We start from the raw sequence: 25744 nt of genomic DNA, 5'->3' as shown, positions 1-25744 counted from the left end.
CCTGAACGGTCCCCAGACCACGAACGCTACGCCTCATGCGCCGCGATCGTGCTGATCGATCAGCGCCGCGGCCCGTTCGGCGAACATGACGGCCGTTGCGTGGGGCCCTCTGCTGGGCACTACCGGGAACGCCGAGGTGTCGACGACGTACACGCCGTCGATCCCACGCACCCGACAATGGTCGTCCAGAACCGACCCCGGATCAGATTCTGGCCCCATTCGAGCGCTTCCGGACAGGTGCAGCGACGTACCGAGTGGCGCGAGCGGATCTGCGATGGCGGGAACGTCCACGACCGACGCCATGGCCGGGGATCGGAGCAGGTCGACGGCGAGTTCGACCCCGTCTCGCATCGCCCGACGGTCCTGTTCCGATTCGAGGTAGTGGTAGTTCACCGCGGGAGGAGTGAACGCGTCCGCCGTGCGCAACACGATGCGTCCTCGCGCGGTCGAACGCATCAGACCGACGCCGAACGAGTGCGGCCCCACGTCCAGTCCGGGTATCAATTCGTCGAACCGCCTCGTGTACGGCCGGATTTCCGCATCGCCCGCATGCAGCACCGCCTCGAGCGGAGACGACAACCGATCATCGGGGCAATGTTCGGGGGAACGTTTCGGAACGACGGGAACGGCGACCTCGGGGTGGTCGGAGAATCCGCGACCCACACCCGGACTGGCAACCACCATCGAGATACCCAGCGGGACAAGATTTTCGGGGTCACCGATACCCGACCGCATCAGCAGCGCGGGCGTGTGCACGGACCCGGCCGCCACGATCACGGTATCGGCTCGGACGATACTGCGCACTCCGCCGACGACGATCTCGACTCCGATCACCCTGCTGCCGTTGAACTTCAACGACACCACTGTCGTATCACCCTGAACACGAAGGTTCGTCCGGTCGGCATTCGGCAGGAGGTATGCCCGGGCCGCGCTCACCCTCAGCCCGCCCAGAACGTTCGAGGGAACAGCACCGACTCCGCCCGCCCCCGCATCGGGAGCGTTCAGGTCCTCGCGATAGCCGATCCCGGCGTTCGTCGCCGAGTCCACGAACGCGGCCGTCAGCCGATGCCAGGCCCGCGCGGGTGGTCGGGTGATCGGCATCGGCCCGTCCGATCCGTGCCATCGACGGTCGACGCCGGTACCGCCGGCGGCATCGACGTCGAGATCGGTCTCGGAACGACGAAAGAACGGCAGCACCTGATCGAACGACCAGTTCGACTGTGGCCACGCCTCGAAGTCGGCGGGGATCGCCCGGACGAAGTAGCCACCGTTGACGGCACCGGATCCACCGAGCACTCGGCCTCGCGTCACCGTGCGCGTGACGTCGCGGGTGAGTTCGGCGGTGTAGCGGCTCACCCACCGGCTGTCCGGACCGATGGGGAGCGTCGTCGAGTCGCCCAGGCTGCGCGGAATGTCGTCGACCCCCGCAGATGCCGGCCCGGCTTCGAGCAGCAAAACTGAGCGGTCGGGATTCTCGCTCAGTCGCGCGGCGACGACACAGCCGCACGACCCACCTCCGACGACGATGACGTCGGCGTCGAGTGGACTTCCCTCGTCGTCTGCCCGGCTTTCCCGGCGCACGGGTCAGCCGTCCAGGCGGGGCTTCAACGCCTCGATGGAACGAGCCGACAGCGCACCGCTCCACAGCCCGGTTCCGTACGCGATGTCGTCGGCGCGTTTGAAGAAGATGTATCGAACCGGATCGAGCCCGCCCAGTTCACGATGCTTGTACCAATCCGAACACGCTTCTGCCACAGCCATACCGAGCGCGATCTTCCGGATACGGCTGGACAACAACACCGCGAGCAACGTGATCGGCCAATAATGTCGACACAGCGCCGAGGCAAGTTGCCACAACCCCGCCACGAAACCCTCGGCAGCGAGAACGGCCGCGATGCGGGTGGGCTGATCGAGACCGACGAACATCTTGCGCAGCCGGACGACCGTGACCCCGAAACTGGCCAGAGCGCCGAGCAATCCAATACGCGTCAGACTGGCGGCGAGCAGACACGTCACCAACGTCCACGGCGACATCGCGATCGGTGGCACCATGCCCGGATGACGCGCGGACAACGGCGTGGCACCGGTGCCGTAGAACAGTTTGCGGGCGAACCATTCGACGAAGGCGACGCGGTGCTCGTGCGCCACGTGGGCCACGGGCTCGTAGCGCAGTCGCCAGCCCGCCTCCTGCAGACGCCAGCACAGATCGACGTCCTCGGCCACGTGCATCGACTCGTCGAACCCGTGGCATTCCACCGCGGCAGACCGGCGAAGCAACATGGCGGCACTGGGTACGTACGACACCGCGCTCCCTGCGCGCACCGCCGCTTCCTTGCGTCCGAGGTCGAGCGAGGAGCGGGCGTGCTCGTAGCGGGCCAGTGCGCTGCCCTCGGGCTCCAGCGCGACGATTCGGGGTGCCACCAGGCCCACCGCCGGATCCGAGAAGTGCCCGAGCATCACCTCGAGCCAGCCCTTGCGCGGCACCACGTCCGAGTCCAGAAAAGCAACGAAATCCGTTGTAGCGCAACGTAGTCCAGTATTACGTGCGGCCGCCGGCCCGCGTGAGGTCTCGTGCCGCAGCACCGTCACGCTGCCCACGCTCCACGACACGGCAGGAACCGCCACCGGGACGTCGGATCCGTCGTCGACGATGATCACGTGCATGCCGTGCATCGCCGTGATCAGCCGCGCGAGCCCGGCCTCGTTGTTCTTCAGCGGCACCACGACGGTGACATCACTGGGCGACGGGATGGACATGGGCCGCGGGTTGCCCACCCCCGAGTCGAGCAATTTGCGCGCCACGAGGGCGGACTGCGAATCGGTCACCTCGATGAAACCGTCACCGATCATTGCCGCGGCCGTCGGTGCCAACGTGAGCATCCGCATCGGTGAACCACCGATCAGAACGCGTCCCTCGGAGAATGTGCGTACGCGTGGATCCACTCGCACCCCGAAGCCGTCAGGCAACCGACCTTCACCCATCAGGGCATCGTAAGCGGACAAACGGTCGGTGTGTCGGCCACCCGGTAAATCGGTCGGAACATACCTGCTCCCCGTTTCTGTTCGAGGCCTCGAACAGGCTTTCCGCCGGTTCTGTACCGCGATCGCTCACACGATGACGCCGTGCGGGGACGGACTCCATCTCTGCACCGCACCCAGCACGCGTTCCCGCAGTTGCTCGAAAATGAGCCGTCCCTCCTCGGCGGTGGCCCCGAGGGGATCGCCGAGCACACCGTTGGCCGTGACGGGCGCCAGGCCGCCGGCGCGCAGCTCGGGCAGTAGAGCCGCGATCTCGGTGGTGTTTCCCGGTGCCGCTTTCGTCATGTCGACCACGTCGGCCGAAAGATGCAGCAGCAGCGATGTTTCGGTGCGTCCGGCATGCGCATCCGCTCCCGGCACCGAGCACGGGAACCATACGACGTCGCGCCCCTCGTAACGCAACAGCGTCACCGCCGAGCGCAGGGTGGGACCGTTGCCGCCGTGGCCGTTGACGAAGACGATCCTCTCTGCCCACCGGCACGCGGAGCGCCCGTATTCCACCAACAGCGCCTCGAGCGCGGCGGACCCGATGGACACGGTGCCGCCGAAGCCCTCGTGCTCGCCGCTGGAACCGTACGCCACCGCGGGTGCCACGAGAGCGTTCGGAACCGTTCGCGCGACGGCGTCGGCGATGCGGGTATCGGTATCGAGAGGTAGGTGCGGCCCGTGTTGCTCGAGCGAGCCGACCGGAACCACGAGAAGCTTCGGTCCGACGATGTCCGGCCAGTACTGGGTACCGAGCGTGTCAGTGGCCATGAGTGCAGATGCTATCGGACGGAACCGAGCCGTCACGCGGACGAAACACACGGCCGATAATCTTCGATTCGTGCCACCCCGCCGTCGGTCGATATTGCTCTCGCAATTGTCCATATCGGCACCGGGTGGCCCGCAGCCGACAATTCTGGACGAGCTCCGACGCGTCATCCTTGCCGGTGACGCTCCTCCGAATACACCCATTCCGATAGACGAGGTCGCGGAATTGTTCGGTGTGAGCCGCATTCCGGTACGCGAATCTCTGAAGACTCTGATCGGCGAGGGATTGGTCGACCATCGACCCAATCTCGGCTACCGAGTGGCGCAGCTGACAGCGGCTGAACTGCGCGAAATGTACATCGTGCGTGAGGTTCTCGAAACTGCTGCACTCCCGATCGCGGTAGAACAGGCCACCGATGCCGATCGCGCGCACCTGATCGAGATCAACCGGCAGCTCGAGGCCTCGTTGACCGAGGACGACTCACGCGAGTACCACCGCCTCTCTCGCGAATTCCACCTGTCGCTGACCCGGCCTTCGCGGATGCACCGACTCCTGCACATGCTCGAATCCGCCTGGAACATCACCGAACCCGTGCAACCGATGGTGCATGTCGCCGGATCCGATCGGGCGTCACTGCACGACGACCACGCCGACATGATCGCCGCCTTCCTCGATCGCGACTCCGACGCACTGTTGCGCGCTGCCCAGCACCATCACACGCGTCTCAATTCGGTCATTTCGACATTGTCGAACGATCACGGATTGTTTGCCGATCCACCCACGGAAACGCCGGGCTGAAGATATATCGCTCACGTCACGAGGGCGCAATACTTCGCCGCTAGCTTTTCCCCATTCAATCGTTCCATTCATTGCCCGGCCGTCAGGAGCATCGATGACAGATACAGCGCACGGTCCCGCCCAAACGGGAGATCTCGTGGAAGCCGCGGGCCACCCCGTCGGTGGAGGCCTGATCAAGGACAGTTACGACCCACGGCTGACCAACGAAGACCTCGCTCCGCTGAAGAAGCAGACCTGGACGTCCTACAACCTGTTCGCTTTCTGGATGTCCGACGTGCACTCGGTGGGTGGCTACGTCACGGCCGGCAGCCTCTTCGCACTCGGGTTGGCGAGCTGGCAGGTGCTGATCGCGCTGCTCGTCGGCATCACCATCGTGTACTTCTTCTGCAACCTCGTCGCCAAGCCGAGCCAGGTCTCCGGGGTGCCCTACCCGGTCATCTGCCGCAGCGTGTTCGGCGTCCTCGGTGCCAACATCCCCGCCATCATTCGCGGTCTGATCGCCGTGGCCTGGTACGGCATCCAGACGTTCCTGGCATCGGCAGCCCTCGACATCGTGTTGATCAAGCTGTTCCCGTCACTGGCCCCGTACGCCGTCACCGCCGACTACGGCTTCGCCGGTCTCTCCCTGCTCGGTTGGGCCAGCTTCCTGTTCCTCTGGGTCGTTCAAGCAGCGGTCTTCTGGCGCGGCATGGAATCGATCCGCAAGTTCATCGACTTCTGCGGGCCCGCCGTCTACGTCGTGATGTTCATGCTGTGTGGCTACCTGATCTGGAAAGCAGGCTGGGGCGCAATCGATCTCAACCTCGGCGAGGTCGAGCACACGGGCCTGAGCTCGATTCCGGTGATGCTCGGAGCCATCGCCCTCGTGGTCTCGTACTTCTCCGGCCCCATGCTCAACTTCGGCGACTTCTCCCGCTACGGCAAGTCCTACTCCGCGGTGAAGAAGGGCAACTTCCTCGGCCTTCCGGTCAACTTCCTGGTCTTCTCGATCCTGGTGGTCGTCACGGCGTCGTTGACGCTTCCGGTGTTCGGTGAGCTGATCACCGACCCGGTCGAGACCGTCGCTCGAATCGACAGCACGTTCGCCATCGTTCTCGGTGCACTGACGTTCACGATCGCCACCATCGGTATCAACATCGTCGCGAACTTCATCTCCCCCGCGTTCGACTTCTCCAACGTCAGCCCGCAGCGCATCAGCTGGCGCGCAGGCGGAATGATCGCCGCCATCGGCTCGGTGCTGATCACCCCGTGGAACCTGTACAACAACCCCGACGTCATCCACCTGACCCTCGAAACTCTGGGCGCATTCATCGGACCACTGTTCGGCATTCTGATCGCCGACTACTACCTCGTCCGCAAGCAGAAGGTCGTCGTCGACGAGCTGTTCTCGATGTCGACGACGGGTCTGTACTGGTACTCCAAGGGATACAACCCGGCTGCGGTGTATTCCACCATCGTCGGCGCGCTGGTGGCCATGTTCACCGTGCTGTTCAACGGAGCCATCGACGGCATGCAGATCGCCGGAATGTCGACGGCGTCCAAGTACAGCTGGTTCATCGGATGCGGCATCGGATTCGCGATGTACTTCTACCTCGCAACGCGGACCAAGCTGGCCGTCACCAACTTCGACACTCCAGTGAAAGCATAGGATCTCGCACGTGCTCATCAAGGTCATCAATCCGAACACCACGAGTTCGATGACCGCAACGATCGGTGACTGTGCCCGGGCCGTAGTCGGCCCGGGCACGGTCGTCGATGCGGTCAGCCCATCCATGGGGCCGGTGTCGATCGAAAGCCACGTCGACGAAGCCCTCAGTGTCCCAGGCATTCTCGCCGAGATCGCCCGCGGCGAGGCCGCCGGGGTCGACGGCTACGTCATCGCCTGTTTCGGCGACCCCGGCATCGACGCGGCCCGCGAGCTCGCATCGGGGCCCGTCATCGGGATCGCGGAAGCGGCCATGCATGCCGCGAGTTTCCTCGGCCGCGGTTTCAGCGTCGTCACCACGCTCGCGCGCACGATCGGACGGGCACAAGATTTGGCCGACCATTACGGCTTCGGACGGCAGTGCCTCGGCATCCATGCGTGCGACCTGCCCGTCCTCGATCTCGAAACCGACCCCGACGCTCGCAAGATCGTCACCGAGGCCTGCCGCATCGCGGTAGAGACGGACGGTAGCGATGCCGTGGTCCTCGGCTGCGCCGGTATGGCCGATCTCTGCCGACACATCTCGTCCGAAATCGGCGTACCCGTCGTCGACGGGGTTGCAGCGGGAACCTTGTTCGTGCAATCCCTCGTCACCCTGGGACTCGGCACCGGCAAGCGTGGAGAGTTCGCGACTCCTCCGCCCAAGCTGTACACCGGCATGCTCGACGGATTCAGCAGGGCCTGAGCGTCAGCTGCGCTGGGTCGTCGATCGAATCAGCTCCTCGGTTCCGTATCCCGGACTCCGATCGGCGTCGGATATTCCAAACCGGGGAGCTGATTCGCACGGGTGAAGTCATGCGGTGCAACGACGTCGGTCGGTTCGAGGGTGTGCACCGACGAGTGTCCAAGACCGAGGACCGCCGAATCCAAGCCGCCGCGCAGGATGTCGAGCACGTTCTCCACACCGGCCTGACCGTTCGCGGCGAGACCCCACAGATACGCCCGCCCGATCAGCACCGCCCGCGCGCCGAGGGCGAGTGCTTTCGCGGCGTCGCTGCCCCGCCGGATCCCGCCGTCGAGGGTGACCTCCACCTGATTTCCCACCGCCTCGGCAATCGCCGGCAACATCCGAATCGACGCCGGAGCCCCGTCGAGATTGTTGCCCCCGTGATTGGACACCGAGATCGCCGTGACACCGGCATCGACCGCCCGCAATGCATCGTCGACCCGGGACACACCTTTGAGCATGAACGGACCGTCCCACTGCGCGCGTAGCCACGCGATGTCCTCCCATGAAGGCAGCGGGGTGGACATCCACTCCCGATACGCGGCGAAGAACGTCGGCGCCGATTTCCCGGGCGCAGCAAGATTCGGTGCCGTCAAATCCGGAAATGTCCCCGACCGCGCCCACTGCGCCAGCCACCGTGGACGGGCCAAGACTTCGGGTGCCAACCGGAATATTGCCCTGGCGTCGAGGCGTTCCGGTATCACCGGACTCCCCCAATCGCGGCCCTCCGAGAACGACCAATCCATCGTCACGATCAGCCCGACCGCCCCCGCAGCACGTGCACGATCGAGCATGTGCGCCAACAACTGCCGCGAACCCACCCAATGCACCTGAAAGAACGTCTGCGGATTCGCTGCGACGACCTCCTCGATCGGCTTGCTCGCGAACAACGACAAACCCATCGACACACCGCGCGCCGCCGCCGCCCTCGCGACCGCGACCTCACCGTCGGGGTGCACGGCCTGCACACCCGTCGGGGAGATCATCACCGGGAATGACAGCGGTTGCCCCATCAGTGTCGTCGACAACTCCCGCGAATCCGACAGGTCGGCCACGTGTGGGGCGAACCCGAGCTCGGTGAAGGCAGCGGTGTTGTCGCCCGCCGTCAGACCACGTTCGGACCCCGCCATCAGTGCCGAATACACCGATGCCGGAAGTCGCTTACGCGCTCGCCGTTGCGCTTCGGCGACAGTCTCGAACCAGTCGGTCACACACCCAGCTTCCGGTCGAATCCGGCGGGCATCACCACATCCGACGGTGACAGATCGTGCACCGAGGTGTGCCCGAGTCCCAACACCGCGGAATCGACTCCCCCACGCAGGATGTCGAGCACGTTCTCCACCCCGGCCTGACCGCCGGCCGACAGACCCCACAGGTACGCCCGACCGATCAACACCGCCCGAGCACCCAACGCCAACGCCTTCACCACATCGCTGCCGCGCCGGATGCCGCCGTCGAGGGTGATCTCGACCTGATCGCCGACGGCCTCGGCGATCGCGGGAAGAGCGCGGATCGGTGCCGGGGTGCCGTCGAGATTGTTGCCTCCGTGGTTGGACACCGAGATCGCCGTGCAGCCGGCGTCGACAGCCCGCTTCGCATCATCGACCCGCATGACTCCCTTGAGCATGAACGGCCCACCCCACTGCTCCCGCAGCCACGCCACGTCCTCCCACGTCGGCAGCGGTGTCCCCATCCATTCCCCGTACGCACCGAAGAACGTCGGAGCCGGACCACCGGTCGGCGGGGTCAGGTTCGGGGTCGTCAGATCCGGGATCTTGCCGGTCTTCGCGAACTCCCACAACCACTTCGGACGCATGACACCCTCGGGAGCGAACTGAACCATCGCCTTGAGATCCATCTTCTCCGGAATCGACGGGCTACCCCAGTCGCGGCCGTTGGAGAACGACCAGTCCAGCGTCATGATCAACCCGACCGCACCGGCTGCGCGGGCCCGCTCCATCCGCTGCAACAAGATCTCGCGCGAGCCGACCCAGTACATCTGGAAGAACGTCTGCGGATTCGCTGCCGCCACCTCCTCGACGGACTTGCTCGCGAACGAGGACAGGCCGATCGGAATGCCGCGCGCTGCAGCAGCTCTCGCCACCGCAACCTCACCGTCCGGGTGCACCGCCTGCACACCCGTCGGGGAGATCATTACCGGAAACGACAGCGGCTGCCCCATCACCGTCGTCGACAAGTCCCGCTTGTCCGACAACCCCGCCACGTGCGGGGCGAACCCGAGCTCACCGAACGCCGCCATGTTGTCGTCGATGGTGATGCCGCGTTCGGAGCCGGCCACCAGCGCGGCGTACACCGACTTCGGTAGACGTTTCTTCGCCCGCCGCTGCGCCTCGGCAACGGTCTCGAACCACGCACTCTTTGCCATGACTACGCTTCCTGTTCCATTCCGGCGAGCGGATTTTCGTCGCAGATCTTCGTCGGTGGACGCATCATCAATGTCAACGGCACCGATTTACGGGGAGTCTTGCGCTGACCGGTACGCGAATGATCGACACTGGACTTGGGGATCTCCCCCGCCGCTGCCAACGCCATTTCACCGTTGCCGATCACGCACTCGGGATCCGGACCGTCCATCGGCAGACCGGTGAAGAACTTCGCCGCCATACACCCACCCCGACACGCATCGAAATGAGCACACTTGGTGCACGCACCCGAGGTCTGCGGAGACCGCAACTCCTGGAACAACTCCGAGGTCTGCCACACCGATTGGAAACCGCCCATACCGTCTTTCGCGTCTCGGACGATGTTGCCGGCGAGGAAGTTCTCGTGAATGGCGAACGGGCACGCATACACATCACCGATCGGATCGATCAAACACACCACCCGCCCCGCACCGCACAGGTTCAGCCCCGGCAGAGCGTCACCGAACGCCGAGAGGTGGAAGAACGAATCCCCCGTCAGCACACCTTCACCGTTCGCAACGAGCCAATTGTAGAGCTCGCGCTGCTGACCGGCAGTCGGGTGCAGATCATCCCATACGTCCGCGCCGCGACCCGACGGCCGCAACCGCGTGATCCGCAGTGTGGCAGCGTATTTGTCGGCCAGAGCTTTGAAATCGTCGAGCTGGCTCACGTTGTGACGGGTGACGACTACGGAGATCTTCGCATCCCGGAAGCCGGCCTCCTTCAGATTCTCCAACGCCCGGCACGCCATGTCGAACGAACCCGGTCCGCGGACCGCGTCGTTGACCTCCGCCGTCGCCCCATCGATGGAAATCTGCACATCGACGTAATCCGACGCAGCGAGCCGCGCGGCGACCTTCTTGTCGATCTTGACCCCGTTGGTGGAGAACTTCACCCCCACCTGATGCGCCGTCGCGTAATCGACCAACTCCCAGAAGTCGCTGCGGACCGTCGGCTCACCGCCACCGATATTGACGTAGAACACCTGCATCTTCTGCAACTCGTCGATGATCGACTTGCACTGCTCGGTGGAGAGCTCACGCGGATCACGACGACCCGACGACGACAGGCAATGCACACACGACAGATTGCAGGCGTAGGTCAACTCCCACGTCAGACAAATCGGAGCATCGAGACCGAGCTCGAACTGATCGACCAATTTCCCTACCGGAGCTGGTCTTTCGAGGGTGGAAGTCATAGGGGCCGTCCTCTTCTACGAATGGGTCAGGTTCTACGGGCGAGTGATCATGTTCGAGTCCGCCAACGTCTCGAGCGCTCTCACGTAGGGAGCCGATGCCGAATCGCTGATCCCTGCGGCCGCGATCGCCGACCGCATATCCCGGTGGTCGGGAAGGGACTCGATGATCGCCACGATCGTGCGGTTCTTCAGAAACGACAGCTTGCGGGTCCCGAAGTGGTAGAGCAGCGCCCCGAACGACTCGGGACGCAGCGCCACCTGCGGATGCAGAATCCACCGCACGTCCAGATCGAGCGTGTTCTGCACAGCAGTAGTCATGATCAGTACACGCCGCACATGCCGTCGATCGAGACTTCCTCCACCAACGACTCCTCCACCAGATCGGACTCGACAACCGACGTACCGACCACAGCGTTCTCACTCTTCTTCGACATCTGATTCCTCCTACGAAATCTGTTCGGCCACAATCCGATCGACTGTGTTCAGGATCACCACGCTAACGGCCGTCGAGGTTTCCGACGGGTCATGGCGCAGGAACTGGTCGGCCGTCGCGATCAACCGTCCAGATGGGTAGGTACCGGCCCGTCCGGCCTGCGGGGTGAGCGGCGTCCGAGCGGACCGACCAGCGGTCGATGCGCCTTGTGGCGCACTTCGCTGTGGAACGCTCACCGGAACGGACGATCGCTGCAGAAACGACAGAAGAAGACTTTCATGACCGAGATCGATGCATTGGCCCCCGGACCCGACGGGGTTTGGGCTCATGAGAACGTCGTCGTCCGGCACACTCCCGGGCTTCGATTCGACGCCGTGCGTGCAGGATCGACGGTGCAGGTCAACCACTGCCTCGCTGCGGGTGAGATCGGTGAGGGCATCGTGCCGCTCATCACCGAACAGGCGCGCCACATCGGGCTGTCCCAACGCGAGTTCGAGCACGTGCTGGTCGGCATCGTGCGCACCACTGTCGCCGATCCGGTCGAGGCATGGACGACGTACTACCGAAACTCGTTGGATGATCTCCTCTCCGGTCGAGCAGAGTTCGCTCCTGTGCACGAGCGTGCCGCCGCGTCGGTCCGCGGTTCGGTACTCGATCTGGGTTCGTGCTTCGGCTTCTTCCCGTTGCGGCTGGCAATGCAGGGTTGTTCGGTCACCGCGACCGACCAGTCAGCGGGAACCATGGATTTGCTTGCGACTGTCGCTCCGCACCTCGGCGCGAGACTCGACACGGCAGTGTTCGATGCAGCCCGAATCCCGTTCGACGACAACAGTGTCGATACCGTTACCGCTCTGCACCTGCTCGAACACGTCGATGCCGAAACGGGCTCTGCCATCGTCGCGGAGGCACTCCGTGTGGCGCGCTGCCGCGTCGTCATCGCGGTACCGTTCGAGACCGAGACCACCGTCTGCCACGGACACATCCGCACGTTCGACGAGACGGCGCTGGCCGAGCTGGGACTATCGACGGGGCAGCCCTTCGAGACCTCGACCTACCACGGCGGTTGGCTCGTGATCGACAAGACGACGGCACCACAACTCGTTTGAACAGTCTCGATACTCCAGGCATGGGATCCGCAGGAGTACTAGAACGGTGGTGCTGTGTCGGCTTCCTCGTCGCTCGGTTCTGGTTCGGGTGTCGGGTCGTCGGGTGGGTCGGGGTAGTCGATGATGCCGGATCGTCTGGGTTGGGTGGGGATGTGTAGCCGGCGGTTTTGACGCTGTGGTGGTATTCGCAGAGGCATTGGAAGTTGTTGACGGTGGTCCAGCCGCCGAGTGGATTGGCGTGGTCGAACGGGATCACGTGGTCGTTTTGGCAGCGTGCCGCGGATCGGTGGCAGCCGGGGAAGCGGCAGTGGCGGTCATACGTACCGGCCCGGTCTCGATGCCGTACGTGAATCGAAGGTCCACGCGGGATAGTGCCCTGTTGCCTGTGGGAGTGAGTCGCATGGGGGAACGACGACCAATCCGTTCGCGGCTGCCAATGCTCTCATCGAATGTGACTGCGTGACCTCCGCATCCGCGCCGTCGATGAATCCCAAGAGAACCCGAGGTGTGCTCGACGCCGAGGTCACGTCGCCGCGGACCCGCACTGTTCTCACCGTTCGCTCTGCCGCCGGATCCTGCAGGGCGGATGCCACGACCGGCCGGACGAACAGTTCGTACGAGATCAGCGCACTCACCGGATTCCCGGGCAGGCAGATGATCGGAATTTCATCGAATCGTCCGCAGCCCTGCGGTTTTCCCGGCCTGACCGCAACCGAGGCGAAGGTGACGTCGTGATCCGCCAGCGCAAGCCGGACCACCTCCTCGGTTCCTGCACTGATTCCACCGGTCGTGACGATGACGTCGGCTACCGCAGCGCAGCGAGCAAGGGCCGCTCTGCACGCCTCCGCATCGTCGGATACCGCCGATTCGAGGTGCACATCGGCACCACACCGCAGCAGATCGGCTGCGATCATCGGAGAGTTGGCGTCGAAACACTCGCCGAGCGTCGGAGTTTCTTCAGCACAGCGGATTTCGGATCCGGTGGACAACACAGCCACGGTCAATGTCGAACCGATCCTGACATGCGTTCGTCCGAGTGCCGCAAGCAGTCCGACCTGAGCGGGAGTCAGCACCGTACCGGCCCTGATGGCCACGTCACCGGCATCGAAATCCGAAGCACGACGGCGGATGTTGCTCTTGGAACCACTCGAACAGATGGTCACCGTATCGGAACCGAACGACGTGACGAATCCGCTGGTCTGTTCGACCGGCACCACCAGATCGGCCCCTCGCGGAAGTATTGCACCGGTCATGATTTGTACGCACTCACCCGGTGCCACGCTCAGCTCGGTACTCGACCGTCCGGCAACGCTACGCGCCGAGACGGTCAGTGTGGCCGGCAGTCGTCGGGAACCGATCACATCGGTACGGCGCACAGCGAACCCGTCGACTGCAGAATTGTCGAACGCCGGCAGAACGCGCTCGGCAACGACATCCTCGGCGAGAACTGCGCCGACCGCAGATCCGATGGGTACCGCCCGCACTCGGGCTGCCAATCCGAGATCTGCTATTACACAACGGTGTTCGTCGACCGAACGGGTAGTCGCGTTTACGGTCCGCCTCATCCGCCGATGTAGGACATCTCGATCCGCTCGCCGGCCGGGGTGTCCCCCGATCCCGCTCGCAGTTCGGAGTATCGATCGTCACGGCTGTTCCAGAGCGCCGACAACCGCGCCACGAGAGCATCCTGCGATGCCCCCGAACGCAGCAGCGCGCGCAGATCGGTTCCCGCTGAAGCGAAGAGGCACGTGTACACCTGCCCGTCCGCCGACAGCCTGGCCCGAGTACAGCTGCCGCAGAACGGTTTCGACACCGAGCCGATCACCCCGACTTCTCCGCTCCCGTCGCGATACCGATAGCGCGTCGCGACCTCGCCTTCGTACATCGACTCGATCCGCTCGAGCGGATGGGCTGCCCCGATGATGTCGACAATGGAGTCGACGTCCGTCACCTGCGCCATTTCCCACCGGTTCGTCGCCCCGACATCCATGTACTCGATGAACCGCACGACGATGCCGGTCCCTCGGAACCGTTCGGCCAGGTCGAGAATCGAATCACCGTTCACGCCCCGTCGCACCACCACATTCACCTTGACGGGTGACATCCCGGCGCGAACTGCCGCGTCGATACCGTCGAGCACGGTCCGGACGGGTACGCGCGTGTCGCTCATCCGCGCGAACGTCGTCGGGTCGATCGAATCCAAGCTGACGGTAACGCGTTTCAGACCGGCCGCGTACAACGATGCGGCCTGGGCTGCGAGCAACGACCCGTTCGTGGTCATCGCGAGATCGACGCCGTCGATGGCGCTCAATCGTTCGATCAGCGTGGCGATTCCGGCCCGCAGCAACGGTTCACCACCCGTCAGACGGATCTTTCGGATCCCGATCGTCGCCGCGGCCCGCGCCACTCTGTCGATCTCGTCGAAGGACAGCAGCCTGCCGGTGTCGAGGAATCGGTGATCGGGACCGAACTCGGCTCGAGGCATGCAGTAGACACAGCGGAAGTTGCACCGGTCGGTGACCGAGATACGGAGATCCCGAAGTGCCCGTCCCCGAGCGTCCACCGTCCCCGAATCGAGGTCGGTCGGATGGCTGCGCACTGCTCGAACGGGGTCACCCACGGAGTAGTCCTTTCACTCGGTCGAACACCAGAATCGCGGACGGCAGTGCCTCACACTTGACCGCGCGCGCCCGGTAGTTGACGTGCAGCGACCAGCGCACGACCCTGCCTCACGACTTTCCGGCAAAGTTACGAACAGTGAATCAACCGGAAACATTGCGGGTTAATCTCGAAGAAAGCTCCTGCATCGCCGTGAGCGTCTACGACAAGGGGTCCCCATGCTGTCTCGATCCGGATTCTCCATTCCGACTCGAACGACCAGCCGCGGCGACTGGTCCGACATGTTGAACGAACACTTCGTCGCCCTGGACGTAGCCGACGTGGCGGACAGCCGATTCACCGGAGCCGTCCGATCGATGTCTCTCGCGCACCTGCAGGTGTCGACTGTCCGATCGACGACTCAACGCATCGCGCGAACCGACTCGCTCATCGAGAAGGACCGAATCGAATACGTTCAGATCGGTATGATCCGTCGAGGCCGCGCGATCGTGGTGCAGGACGGACGCGAATGCGTGCTCTTCCGCGGCGACTTCGCCATCTACGACACGTCTCGTCCCTTCGACTGGATCATCGACGGTCACCCCGACGATGATCAATGGGAGCTCGAAGTATTCACCTGGCCCCGTCACATGCTGCGACTCGACGAGCGTGAATCCAGCGACCTGACGGCCATGGCATTCGACGGCTCGGCCGGCTTCAGCGGCCTCCTCAGCCGATTTCTGCACGACCTGGGGTCGACCCGGTCGACGCTGGGTACCGCGGGCGCACAGGCCATCGTAGACGAGGTCGGAGATCTGGTCAGCGTCATCGCGAGGAACACCACCACCAGCCCGGCGCTGGACTCCCCCGGTACCGCCCTCGTTCGGACGGCGCAACGGTATATCGAGGAACACCTCGCAGACCCAGATCTGTCGCCCAGCACGGTCGCGTCGGCCATGCTCGTCTCCACCCGCCAACTGCACCGTCTGTTCGCGGCCAGTGGCACTACGGTGGCGCGCAGCATTCGGGTCAAACGGCTCGAGCGCTGCCGACGCGAGATCATCGCTAGCGTCGCGGTGAACCGCTCGCTCGGCCAGATCAGTCGGCGATGGGGTTTCGCGGACTCCGCAGTGTTCAGTCGCGCCTTTCGCGAGCAGTACGGGATGAGCCCGCGTCAGTACCGCGCGGCCGCGTGCGCGCAATCCGACGACCCACGAGCGGTCACTCGCCCGATGTGGCCGACCGACCGTGAGCAGCCCGAGGTCGGCACTGCTCACGGTCCTCGTCGGTCGAACTGAGCTCCTACGGGTTTCTCCTCAGTGGAGCGAGTCGCTCGAGTGGCCGGGCACGATCGCTGCCGAGCCGTCGACGAGCGGGGCGATGTGGTTGACCGCTGTCGCGGCCTCGGCGAACCCGACTGCGATCAACTTGACCTTGTCTTCGTGCCCGGCGACGTCGCCCGCCGCGAAGACTCGCCTTCGGCTGGTGCGCATCGTCCGTCCGACGGCGATATCGCGCTGGTACTTGTCCAGTCCCCACGTGGCGATGGGGCCGAGTGCGGCCTTGAACCCCAGTGCGGCAACAACACTCGATACCTCGAGCTGTCGGCGGTCGACTCCGGTGCCGTCGACGATCGTCACCGATTCGACGGAGTCCACGCCCAGGATTTCCTCCACCTCGAACGGCGTGAGGACATCGACACCGGACCGCTCCAGCAAACCGAGGCTGTGAGCGTGGGCCCGAAAGTCGTTGCGCCGGTGCACCAGCACCACCGATTTCGCAATCGGCTCCAGGCTCAACGCCCAGTCGACTGCCGAGTCTCCGCCGCCGACGATCATCACCCGTTCGCCGGCGAGATCATCGAGTTTCGGCACGAAATACCGTAGGCCTCGGTCGTGGAACTCGGCTCCGGCCGGCAATGGCCTCGGCGTGAACTTACCGATACCTGCGGCCACGAGAACGGCCTTGCCGACGACGGTCTCGCCCTTGTCCGTCGTGACCCGCACGAAGTTCTCGGATTCCTCGAGTTCGGTCGCCACGTGTCCCATGAGATACGTCGGCTTCGCCTGATCCGCCTGTTCGACCAATGCGTCGACCAGATGTTGCGCCTTGATCGCCGGAAAACCGGCGACGTCGAATATCTTCTTCTCGGGGTAGAGGGCCGCCAATTGCCCGCCCGGATGGGGCAGAGCGTCGATCACGGTGACCGTCATGCCCCGGAAACCCGCGTAGTACGCACCGTACAGCCCGGCCGGTCCGGCACCGACGATGATCAGATCACTCTCGGAAACCGTTGCGGCACTCACTTCTTCGCCACTTCGTCGATCGAGGGATGGTCGTGCCCGACCGGGCCGAGATCTTCCGCGCCACCGGAAGCATCTGCGTCCTCACAGAATTCGACGGCGATGTCGACGAAATGCTTCTGTTCCTCCGGGATCTTGTGCTCCCAGAAGATGGCGTCGTTGGGACAGGCGGGCATGCACTTGCCGCAGTCGACGCACTCGTCGGGATTGATGTACATCATCCGACCGCCCTCGTAGATGCAGTCGACGGGGCACTCCTCGGTGCATGCCTTGTCGAGCAGGTCGATGCACGCTTCGGTCACGACGTAGGCCATATCGGAATCCTCTTGTTCGTAGTAGGAGAAAGAGTTGTCAGGCGTCGAGCGCCGCGACCTCGACGAGGGTGTCGGAGAACGTCGGAGCGTTCCCGAGGTCCGCGAACACCGTCGGATTGAGCGAGGCCGGAGTCGACAGCGACAGCATGTTCTTGCGCCATGCGCCCATCGCACAGACGGTGACACCCTGCATGACCGACTTGTCGAGTTTGGCAACGACGGTGAATTCGCCGCGATCGTTGAAGACTCGCACCACGTCACCCGAAGCGATTCCCCGCCGTTCGCCGTCGACAGGGTTGATCAGCAACGTCGGCTCCTTCTGCACTTTGCGGTGCATGTCGAGATTCCCGAAGCTCGAATTCAGGTATGCGTGTGACTTGGGCGTGAGCAGATTGAGTGGATACTTTTCTGCCAGTCCAGGATTGGTCCTCGATGACTCGCGCGGCGCAATGTAGTGCGGGAGCGGATCCACCGGTTGTCCCGGCTGGTGATCGTTCGATCCCTGCCGGAAGAGCGGCAGCACGAAGTTGCCGCCCGCCGCGGCCGAGGACAGAAACTCCGTTTTCCCGGACGGCGTCCGGAAATTCCCCTCTGCGTGCGGTGCGTACTCGTCGGGACCGGGAAGGTTGAGTCGCTGCCACCCGAGCTTCTTGAGCGAGTCGATCGTGATGCCCTCCATTGCCGGGGCATTCCAGTCGTAGGAGAGGGCGAGGAGCTCCTCATCGGTTCGTGAGAACACCGGTTCGGTGAAGCCCATCGCGGCGGCCAATCGGCGAAACAGCTCGGTATTGGGGACGGCCTCCCCGAGGGGCTCGATCGACCGGTTGTTGTACGTGACGAACAGGTGTCCCCAGGAGAAGTTGATGTCGTCCTGTTCCAGCTGTGTCGTGGCGGGCAGAATGATATCGGCGTAATCGGCAGTGTCGGTGATGAAATGGTCGCTGACGACCGTGAACAGATCCTCCCGGCTGAGCCCGTCGATCATGCGCTTCTGATCGGGACACACCACCACCGGGTTCGAGTTGTACACCATCAGACCTTTGAGGGGCGTGTCCAGATTCAACCCGCCGGTCAGCGCCTCACCCAGCTGATACAGATTGATCACGCGTGTACCCGGAGTCTGCAGATCCGTCTGCAGAAACTCGGGCCAGTTCACCGGAAACGCCCACAGCGGCAGCTGCAGGATGCCGCCGCCGGGCTTACGCCAGGCCCCCACCAACGACGGTAGACAGGAGATGGCTCGGACGCTCTGCCCGCCACCGGCACTGCGCTCGATGGCGACGCCGATCCGAATGACGGAGGGCTGACTCTGTGCGTATTCCCTTGCCAGCGTGTAGATGTCCTCGACGGGAATACCCGTCTCCTCGGACGCCCATTGCGGGGTGTACTGCTGCACCCGATCGGCCAATTCGTCGAAACCGATGGTGAAGCGTTCGATGTAATCCGCGTCGGTCAATCCCTCGTCGATGATCACGTGCATCATCGCCAGGGCGAGAGCGCCGTCGGTGCCCGGACGAATGGGGATGTACCAGCTCGCGGCCTTGGCGGTTCTGGTCTTGACCGGATCGATCACCACCACCTTGGCCCCGCGTTTCTTCGCCTCGGCCACGTACGGCCACAGGTGCAGGTTGGTGCTCATGGTGTTCGCCGCCCAGATCAGAATGAACTTGGAGTGGACGAAACTCTCGGGGTCGACGCCTGCCGTGTCGCCCACCGTCATCGCGTAGGCCGTGCACGAGCCCGCATCGCAGTAGGTGCGCTCGGCAACCGTCGCCCCGAGTCGGTTGAAGAATGCATCCCCGACATTGAGACCCTGCGTAATGCCCTGGGTGCCGAGGTAATTGCACGGCATGATCGCCTCGGGGCCGAATTCCTCGGCGATGGAGGTGAATTTCTCGGCAATGGTGGCCACGGCCTCGTCCCACGAGATCCGCTCGAACTCTCCTGAGCCCTTGGGCCCGGACCGCTTGAGCGGGTACAGCACTCGGTCCGGGCTGTAGACCTTGTCGAGATAGTTGTCCACCTTCACGCAGAGGCCACCGTTGGTGTACGGGTTGGTCTTGCTCCCGCTGACGCTCGTCGCCACCCCGTCCTCGACGGTCACCACCATCGAGCACGAATCCGGACAATCCTGCGCACACGCTCCGAGAACGGTGAGTTCCGTCGGGCGGTCGGCCGGGGCGTCGTGTGAGCGCGTATCTTCCTGAACAGTCGTCATGGGTGCTCCTCGGCGTAGATATCACTGGTATGCGTTATCCGTAGCCTGCACCGCGAGGACGCTCCCGACAGGACGCCGAGCGCCGTCTACTTTGCACTCTGTGCCCGAAGGCTCATCGCTCAGATCAATCCCTGTTTACTCGCGGCATAGACGGCCTCGGCACGGCGGGACACCGCAAGTTTGCGCATGATGTTGCTGACGTGAAACTTCACCGTCGTCGCCGAGATGAACAACCGCGTTCCGATCATGTTGTTGGACAGACCCGTTGCCAGTAGCCGGAGCACTTCGAGCTCACGCTCGGTCAGCCGCTCGATGCTGCTCGGTGTGCCGTTGAGAGAACGAACGACGGCCGACGCGCTCCGGGAATCGAACGCACTCTCACCGCGCGACACCGCGCGGATCGCGCGAACCAACTCGGTGGTGTCGACGTCCTTGACCACATATCCCCGGGCACCGGCATGCACGGCCTCCACCACCAGACGATCGTCGAGGAACGTCGTCAAGACGAGTAGACCGATTCCGTTGTGTGCCTTGGACAACTGCGCACACAGGGCGAGACCCTCGTAATCGGAGCTGGCAGAGAGCTTGAGGTCCATCAGCACGATGTCGGGTGTGACCCGAGCGACGACGGCCAACCCCTCCTCTCGGGTCGACGCCTCCCCCACGATCGTCAGATCCGATTCACGCTCGAGTACCGAACGCAGCCCGTCGCGCAGGATCGCGTGGTCGTCGACCAGGACGATCCGAACCCTGGGCGGCGCCGCCTGAGGCGAACCGTCTCGTACCGCTGTGACGCTCATGCTGTGCCCTTCGTGGAATTCGGGTCGAGCGGTATACGCACTGCCACTCGCACGCCCCCGGTGCGGGCACGGCGGATCTCGAAGACCCCGCCGTGTTCGCGGGCGCGCGCCGCCATGTTCGCCAACCCGCGGTGGCGGCCGTCGACGTCGGTGGACTCGGCCATGTGCAGCATCATGCGCAAGTGCGCCGGATCGCCGTCACCGTCATCGGCAATCGACAGCTGTACCTGATCGAGCGAATAGCTCAATCGAAGAATGGCCCGGGATGCATGTCCGTGCACTGCAGTGTTGAACAACGCCTCTCCGGCGATGCGGAGCAAAGCATGCTCGCATTCGCTGCTCAACTCGACGGGAGTTCCCTCCACCCGCAGCGAGACCTGCAACTCGTCGGGCATGTGGACCACCGAAAGCTGTTCGAGCATTTCGGGAAGCGACGTTCGGTCGGCGTCCTGAGGGTGATTGAGCGCGTAGATCGCCGACCGCAGCTGATCCACTGCCCGACGCGTCAGATCCTTGGCCAGATCCAGCCTGTCACTGCGCTCGTCGGCCGAGATGTCGCTGCGACAGACCTCGATCTGCATACCGGCCGACAACACGGCCTGGGTCACGCTGTCGTGCAGTTCGCGCGCGATGCGATGCCGTTCGTCGTCGAGCACCTGATGCCGATGCGCGGCACCCAATTGTCTTTGCGTCAGCAGGAGTTCGGCATTGCGGGCTGCGAGGTCGGCCGCTGTTCGATTCGCTTCGGCGTAGGCACTCTCGGTGCGCTCGAGGAGTTGTCTTCGGCTCTGGAACAGAGCCGAATTCTGCAGGGCCACCGCAGTTTGGCTGGCCAGGATGCTGAGCACCGCGGCGTCGGTGGCGTCCAGCACACGTTGCTCACCGGTCCACGCTGCAAAAGCGCCCACGACACCCCCGTCGTACGCGATCGGCACGAAGGCGTGATGGGCGGAGATCACCGGGGTCAGCCCGTCGCCGCACGTCGACTGTCGGATCGACTCGAGGCAGTCGACCACGTCGTCCGGCAACGGTGGCCCTTCGACGTTGTCGACCAGAAACGGAGTGGCGTCGGGTCCGAGTACCAACCTGCGAGGACCGGCGTCGGGGAACGCCCCGTCGGCGAGAGCGAACACGACCCAACGCGCACTCAGATGGGCTCGTGCCGCCTCGGCCACAGCGCACACCAGCGTTTCCGGACCGTCGACCGTGCGCACCAGCGCTCGCGAAATCAGTTCCAGCGCATAGACAACGCGTTCCAAACGTTCTGCCGCGCCGCGATACTGGGGGTAGAACGTGTTCTTGCCCGAACGCAGTCCCGTCAGCAACGAGAGGTCGGGTCCGGTTGTCACAGTGCGGTCCTGAACAGATCGACCATCTCGCGGTGCGTGGCCGAGCGCGGGTTGGTGGACATGCACGCATCGCGTAATGCGTTGGTGGCCAACACATCGAGATCGGACTCGCTGACGCCGATCTCGGCCAGGCCGGCGGGAACACCGACCTGACGAGCGAGGCGGTCCACCCGATCGGCCACGGCCATGGCGGCCTCCTCCGGCCTGGCCCTGCCCTCGGGTAGCCCGAGACTCGTCGCGATGGCCACGTACGGCAACGGATCCTCGGCAGCGTTGAAACGAATGACGTGCGGCAGCAGCACACCGTTGATCACCCCGTGCGGGAGATCGAGCAGCCCGCCCACCTGGTGGCTCATCGCGTGCGTCGCACCGAGTATCGCGTTCGTGAATGCCAGGCCGGCCTCCAGACTCGCCTGCGCCATCGACCCTCGTGCAACCATGTCGGTCGGCTCGTCGATGGTGCGAGCCAACTGTGACATCACCATGGTGATGGCTCGGAGCGCATGATGGTCGGTGAGCTGGTTGTGGCCCAACGACACGAACGCCTCTATCCCGTGCGTCAGAGCATCCAAACCGGTTGCGGCGTTCAGCCATTCGGGCATCGTGGTGAGCAACATCGGATCGATCACCGTGATGTCCGGTACCAGGGCTCGGCCGAGAATGGTGATCTTCGTCGAGCGCGCGGTATCGGTGACGATGCAGAACTGCGAGACGTCGGCTCCGGTGCCGGATGTCGTGGGCACCATCACCAGAGGCGGAATCGGCCGGGTGGCCCGATCCACCCCCTCGTAGTCGAGGATTCGACCGCCGTTGCCGGCGAGGACGGCAATCCCTTTCGCCGCATCCATCACCGACCCTCCCCCGATCGCCACCAACACGTCGCAGCCGAAGTCCGCATAGTAACCGTGGCCGGCCTCGATTTCGACGTCCTTGGGATTGGGCGTCAGTGCGCTCCAGACCTGGGGCTCGAGCCCCTGCGCAAGAAGGAGGTCGACGAGCTGCCCGGCCCAGCCACTCTCGATCAAGCCGGCGTCCGTGACGAGCATCGGCCGTACCCCACCGAGACGACGCGTCGCATGCGCGACCTCTCCGAGCGAATCCGGACCGAACACGATCTCGGGCGCATGGAACTTGAGGACACGTGGCGTCTCGGCTCGGCTGCGCCGAGTATCGAGATCGTGCAGCGCCTTGCCGACGTTCGCAGTAGCTGCCTGGTCCACCGTTCACACCCTCGCTGTCCTTCGATCCGAACACGATCCGGACCTGTGATTCAGGTTACAACCTTACGAGCACAGTCGGTCCGTTCCCACCAGCACCGGGCCAGGTTCCTACCTACCCGATCGGGCAGGTACGTGGTGTGATGGGTCGGGTCAGGACAGCGCATGCCCCAAATCGGCGGCGTGCGCCGTCAACTGTTCCCCGTCTCGCGCCACGACCACCTGGTCGCAGAATTGTTCGTACTCCTCCATCGAGCACGCGGCCTGCGCCCAGTAGCGACGAGCTTCGGGAGTGATCCAGGCGATGCGGTGCACCTTGGAGCGAATCTTCTCCAACGCATCGAGTCCGGGCGGCCGTCCGTTGCACCGACCGTCCCCCACGATGATCACCGCGGTGCGCTTGTTCAACACCTCCCCGTGCGAGTCCAGCAGGTCCGCGAAGGTCTTGCCGTAATCGCTGCTCGCTTCGAGGTCCAATCGCGCATCTGCGAGTACGGCAGCCAGAGCTCCGTCGCCCGTGCTCCCGAGCAAGGTGGTCGTCACGTCCACCGGAGAATCGACGAAGCCCATCACAGTGCAGCGGTGCGCACGCGAGTGCATCGCCTGGGCAAGTCTGAGCGTGAATGCGGTGATCGGGCGAACGGACAACGAGACGTCCGCCAGCACCAACAATCGAACCTTGTCCGGAACCGGTGTCCTGGTGACCAACCGAAACGGAATGCCGTCCGTGCGCAGGCTCGACCGAACCGTGCGACGCATGTCCAGCGGGCCCCGAGAGTGTTCGCGAGGCCGCGGCCGAGGAGTCCCGCGCATGTGCCGCAACACTTCGTGACTTGCGCGCTCGATCTCGGCATGGCTGTCGATCCCCCGCCCTGCGCCGTCGACCGGCACCGGTGACGACATCGTCCCGGTCAACTCACCCAGAGCTGCGACGAAGGCTTCGACGGCATCGGTGATCCTGTCCAACATCGCCGCGCTCAGCGGCCCAGAATCTCCGCCATCGCCGTACACGCTACTGGGATCGTAGGCATCGAACCATGCCAGGATACTGGCCGGATCCTCCCAGTTCAGTTGCCCTGCAACCGCTCCGCTCGTGCTCGACGCCAACTCCCCTGCCGCCGTCGAACCGGAACGCTCCAGATCGACGGTGTAGGTCACGCCCCGTCGACCCATGTCGCCATCGGTATCGATGGACAGATCGTGATCCTCCGACGACAGACTGATGTCGTCGTCGTCCTTGTGCGGGTTGAAGCCCTTGTCGGCCTCGGGGGCGTCGAGCAGATCTCCGATCTCGACGGCACGCTCGTTGTATTCGGCGTACTTCGCCGCCTCCTGGTCGGCTCCCACGTCGAGGTCGGTCGGGAGGCCACCCGCCACCTGCGCGCCTACCGGCGAAGTGTGTTCGTGGACAACAGTGTTCGAGCCGACTGCGAACAGCGAGTCGAACGCGAGATCGAATCCCTGCTGTTCGTGATCGTACTTCGCGCACGTGGCGCGTAACGCCGTGCGGAGAACCGTCAGGTCACGTGCCCCCAGGAGCCCGAGCACGCGTCGGACTTCGATGACCTCGGCCGGCGACGCCGCCACTCCGAACCGCCGCAGCGTCCGGCCGAACACTGCCGACAGCACGTCGAGTACCACCGACGGAGCGAACGGCTCGACCGCAGTCATCGTCGAATCCCGATGCCGCCCTTGTCCCGTCCACCATGACCCCGGAACGCCGTCGCGGTCGTGTTGACGACGGCTCCGAGAGATGGTGCTGCAGAGGCTGTCTCCGTCGCCGGGCCTGCCATCGCGATCTTCATGTCCGAGGAGTATTTGACCAGCGCGGCGAGCAGATACTTGCGGGTGTTCTCCGTGTGGCCGAGGACCGACGCGATACGAGCCGCGTCGATGACCTCCGAGATCGATGGGCTCTTGCGCAGCGGCAGCGCCCGCAGTTCGGTTGCCAGCGCCACGATGTCGGCTGCGACCCGATCGGGTACCTCCGGAGCGCGGGCGGTGACGATCTCACGTTCCCGTTCGGCAGAGGGGTAGTCGAGATGAAAGTGCAGGCAGCGGCGTTTGAGGGCGGAGGACAGCTCGCGAGTGTCGTTGGAGGTCAATATCACCCACGGATCACTTCGTGCGGTGAAGGTGCCCACCTCGGGAATGGTCACCTGCTTCTCGGCGAGAACCTCGAGCAGCAGCGCCTCCATGGATTCCTCGGTGCGGTCGACCTCGTCGACGAGAAGAACCACCGGCTCCTCGGACAGGATCGATTCCAGCAGCGGACGCACCGACAGGAACGGCTCGGAATACAGACCGAAGTCTTTGGCGGCGAGCATTTTCGAGGCGTCGTCGATGTCGGTGACGTGCTGCGTCAGCGCACCGATGTGTTCACGCAGCATCTGCACGTGCAGAAGCTGTTTGGCGTAATCCCACTCGTACAGGGCCCGGTTGTCGTCGAGGCCCTCGTAGCACTGCAGGCGCACCAGCTTGCGGCCGCTCGCCGCAGCAAGCGATTTGGCGAGCTCTGTCTTTCCCACACCCGCCGGCCCTTCGAGCAGCAGCGGGCGATCGAGCGCTGTCGCCAGATGCACCACGGTGGCGAGGTCGTCGTCGGCGATGTAGTCCTGCTCGGCGAGCGCCCTCCGCAGATCGGCAGCGTCGGTGAATCGAACGGTGTCGGTGTCGTCGCTACGCACTGTCGACAGCGAGGTCATGTGTTTCCCTTCGAAGAGCGGCTGCGCCGCATGTGAGCGGAACTTCGTACCCTGCTA

At 64.3% G+C, this 25744-nt stretch carries 23 protein-coding genes; 5 read left to right on the top strand and 18 right to left on the bottom strand.

The annotated features are described in order from the left end of the window. Positions 1–33: 33 nt before the first annotated feature. The 3 genes from mftG to mftE form a co-directional block, all read right to left on the bottom strand. Entirely contained in the window at positions 34–1581 is a 1548-nt protein-coding gene (mftG, locus tag RFA01S_RS15830) for a mycofactocin dehydrogenase MftG (protein WP_052060844.1), read from the bottom strand. Between the two features lie 3 nt (positions 1582–1584). Next, entirely contained in the window at positions 1585–2982 is a 1398-nt protein-coding gene (gene mftF, locus RFA01S_RS15825; protein WP_027496281.1) for a mycofactocin biosynthesis glycosyltransferase MftF, read from the bottom strand. Positions 2983–3108: 126 nt separating this feature from the next. Continuing rightward, a complete protein-coding gene (mftE, locus tag RFA01S_RS15820; RefSeq protein WP_032383543.1) occupies positions 3109–3795 on the bottom strand; it encodes a mycofactocin biosynthesis peptidyl-dipeptidase MftE in 687 nt (228 codons plus the stop codon). A 70-nt stretch (positions 3796–3865) separates the two neighbouring features. On the opposite strand from mftE, the gene RFA01S_RS15815 reads away from it, so the two are divergent. The 3 genes from RFA01S_RS15815 (at position 3866) to RFA01S_RS15805 (ending at position 6981) form a co-directional block, all read left to right on the top strand. Further along, positions 3866–4591, top strand: a complete 726-nt coding sequence (locus RFA01S_RS15815) for a GntR family transcriptional regulator (RefSeq protein WP_032371147.1) — start codon at positions 3866–3868, stop codon at positions 4589–4591. Between the two features lie 94 nt (positions 4592–4685). Next, positions 4686–6239, top strand: coding sequence for an NCS1 family nucleobase:cation symporter-1 (locus RFA01S_RS15810; RefSeq protein WP_032386979.1), 1554 nt, complete (start codon positions 4686–4688; stop codon positions 6237–6239). Positions 6240–6249: 10 nt separating this feature from the next. Further along, positions 6250–6981, top strand: coding sequence for an aspartate/glutamate racemase family protein (locus tag RFA01S_RS15805; RefSeq protein WP_032408036.1), 732 nt, complete (start codon positions 6250–6252; stop codon positions 6979–6981). Between the two features lie 29 nt (positions 6982–7010). Here RFA01S_RS15805 and mftD (RFA01S_RS15800) read toward each other — a convergent pair whose 3' ends face one another. From mftD (RFA01S_RS15800) to mftA, 5 genes are read right to left on the bottom strand one after another with little or no spacing between them, the layout of a single operon-like run. Continuing rightward, positions 7011–8234, bottom strand: a complete 1224-nt coding sequence (gene mftD, locus RFA01S_RS15800) for a pre-mycofactocin synthase MftD (RefSeq protein ID WP_032408037.1) — start codon at positions 8232–8234, stop codon at positions 7011–7013. Continuing rightward, positions 8231–9409, bottom strand: coding sequence for a pre-mycofactocin synthase MftD (mftD, locus tag RFA01S_RS15795; RefSeq protein ID WP_032365654.1), 1179 nt, complete (start codon positions 9407–9409; stop codon positions 8231–8233). The genes mftD (RFA01S_RS15800) and mftD (RFA01S_RS15795) overlap by 4 nt, the downstream gene beginning before the upstream one ends. Before the next feature lie 2 nt (positions 9410–9411). Beyond that, the gene (gene mftC, locus RFA01S_RS15790) at positions 9412–10644 is read right to left on the bottom strand and encodes a mycofactocin radical SAM maturase (protein ID WP_032408038.1); all 1233 of its coding nucleotides are present in this window, start codon (positions 10642–10644) and stop codon (positions 9412–9414) included. A gap of 33 nt (positions 10645–10677) precedes the next feature. Beyond that, positions 10678–10962 (bottom strand): mycofactocin biosynthesis chaperone MftB, encoded by a 285-nt coding sequence (gene mftB / locus RFA01S_RS15785; protein ID WP_032408039.1) that lies wholly within the window; start codon positions 10960–10962, stop codon positions 10678–10680. Between the two features lie 2 nt (positions 10963–10964). Continuing rightward, positions 10965–11078, bottom strand: a complete 114-nt coding sequence (gene mftA / locus RFA01S_RS15780; RefSeq protein WP_069973092.1) for a mycofactocin precursor MftA — start codon at positions 11076–11078, stop codon at positions 10965–10967. A 277-nt stretch (positions 11079–11355) separates the two neighbouring features. Between mftA and mftM the strand changes: the two genes are divergently transcribed. Next, a complete protein-coding gene (gene mftM, locus RFA01S_RS15775; protein WP_032408165.1) occupies positions 11356–12183 on the top strand; it encodes a mycofactocin oligosaccharide methyltransferase MftM in 828 nt (275 codons plus the stop codon). Between the two features lie 314 nt (positions 12184–12497). Here mftM and RFA01S_RS15770 read toward each other — a convergent pair whose 3' ends face one another. Together RFA01S_RS15770 and moaA are read right to left on the bottom strand one after the other, a co-directional pair. Beyond that, the gene (locus RFA01S_RS15770; protein WP_072692116.1) at positions 12498–13748 is read right to left on the bottom strand and encodes a molybdopterin molybdotransferase MoeA; all 1251 of its coding nucleotides are present in this window, start codon (positions 13746–13748) and stop codon (positions 12498–12500) included. Beyond that, positions 13745–14803, bottom strand: coding sequence for a GTP 3',8-cyclase MoaA (gene moaA / locus RFA01S_RS15765; protein ID WP_072692115.1), 1059 nt, complete (start codon positions 14801–14803; stop codon positions 13745–13747). Before moaA ends, RFA01S_RS15770 begins: the two co-directional genes overlap by 4 nt. Before the next feature lie 217 nt (positions 14804–15020). Here moaA and RFA01S_RS15760 point away from each other — a divergent pair, with 217 nt between their 5' ends. After that, positions 15021–16079 (top strand): AraC-like ligand-binding domain-containing protein, encoded by a 1059-nt coding sequence (locus RFA01S_RS15760; RefSeq protein WP_072692114.1) that lies wholly within the window; start codon positions 15021–15023, stop codon positions 16077–16079. Between the two features lie 18 nt (positions 16080–16097). Here RFA01S_RS15760 and RFA01S_RS15755 read toward each other — a convergent pair whose 3' ends face one another. From RFA01S_RS15755 to RFA01S_RS15720, 8 genes are all read right to left on the bottom strand, one after another. Then, entirely contained in the window at positions 16098–17087 is a 990-nt protein-coding gene (locus RFA01S_RS15755) for an NAD(P)/FAD-dependent oxidoreductase (protein ID WP_072692113.1), read from the bottom strand. Then, the gene (gene fdxA / locus RFA01S_RS15750; RefSeq protein WP_032408040.1) at positions 17084–17398 is read right to left on the bottom strand and encodes a ferredoxin; all 315 of its coding nucleotides are present in this window, start codon (positions 17396–17398) and stop codon (positions 17084–17086) included. The genes RFA01S_RS15755 and fdxA overlap by 4 nt, the downstream gene beginning before the upstream one ends. Positions 17399–17435: 37 nt before the next feature. Then, complete coding sequence (locus RFA01S_RS15745; RefSeq protein ID WP_032408041.1) at positions 17436–19616, bottom strand: molybdopterin-containing oxidoreductase family protein; 2181 nt, start codon at positions 19614–19616, stop codon at positions 17436–17438. 119 nt (positions 19617–19735) lie between these two features. Continuing rightward, positions 19736–20416: a MadR family response regulator transcription factor gene (locus RFA01S_RS15740; protein ID WP_032371078.1), complete on the bottom strand. Its 681-nt coding sequence runs from the start codon at positions 20414–20416 to the stop codon at positions 19736–19738. Then, positions 20413–21765, bottom strand: a complete 1353-nt coding sequence (locus RFA01S_RS15735; RefSeq protein ID WP_032408042.1) for a MadS family sensor histidine kinase — start codon at positions 21763–21765, stop codon at positions 20413–20415. The genes RFA01S_RS15740 and RFA01S_RS15735 overlap by 4 nt, the downstream gene beginning before the upstream one ends. Further along, entirely contained in the window at positions 21762–22949 is a 1188-nt protein-coding gene (locus RFA01S_RS15730) for an iron-containing alcohol dehydrogenase (RefSeq protein WP_027496264.1), read from the bottom strand. The genes RFA01S_RS15735 and RFA01S_RS15730 overlap by 4 nt, the downstream gene beginning before the upstream one ends. Positions 22950–23135: 186 nt before the next feature. Further along, positions 23136–24653, bottom strand: coding sequence for a MadC family VWA domain-containing protein (gene madC, locus RFA01S_RS15725; RefSeq protein ID WP_032400165.1), 1518 nt, complete (start codon positions 24651–24653; stop codon positions 23136–23138). Next, the gene (locus tag RFA01S_RS15720; protein ID WP_032408043.1) at positions 24650–25687 is read right to left on the bottom strand and encodes a MadB family AAA-type ATPase; all 1038 of its coding nucleotides are present in this window, start codon (positions 25685–25687) and stop codon (positions 24650–24652) included. The genes madC and RFA01S_RS15720 overlap by 4 nt, the downstream gene beginning before the upstream one ends. Between the last annotated feature and the right edge of the window lie 57 nt (positions 25688–25744).

Source organism: Rhodococcoides fascians NBRC 12155 = LMG 3623 (genome assembly GCF_001894785.1).
In the GTDB taxonomy this organism is placed as follows: domain Bacteria; phylum Actinomycetota; class Actinomycetes; order Mycobacteriales; family Mycobacteriaceae; genus Rhodococcoides; species Rhodococcoides fascians.
The sequence above is the reverse complement of the archived record's forward strand: the minus strand, read 5'-3'. Positions and strand labels throughout refer to the sequence as shown.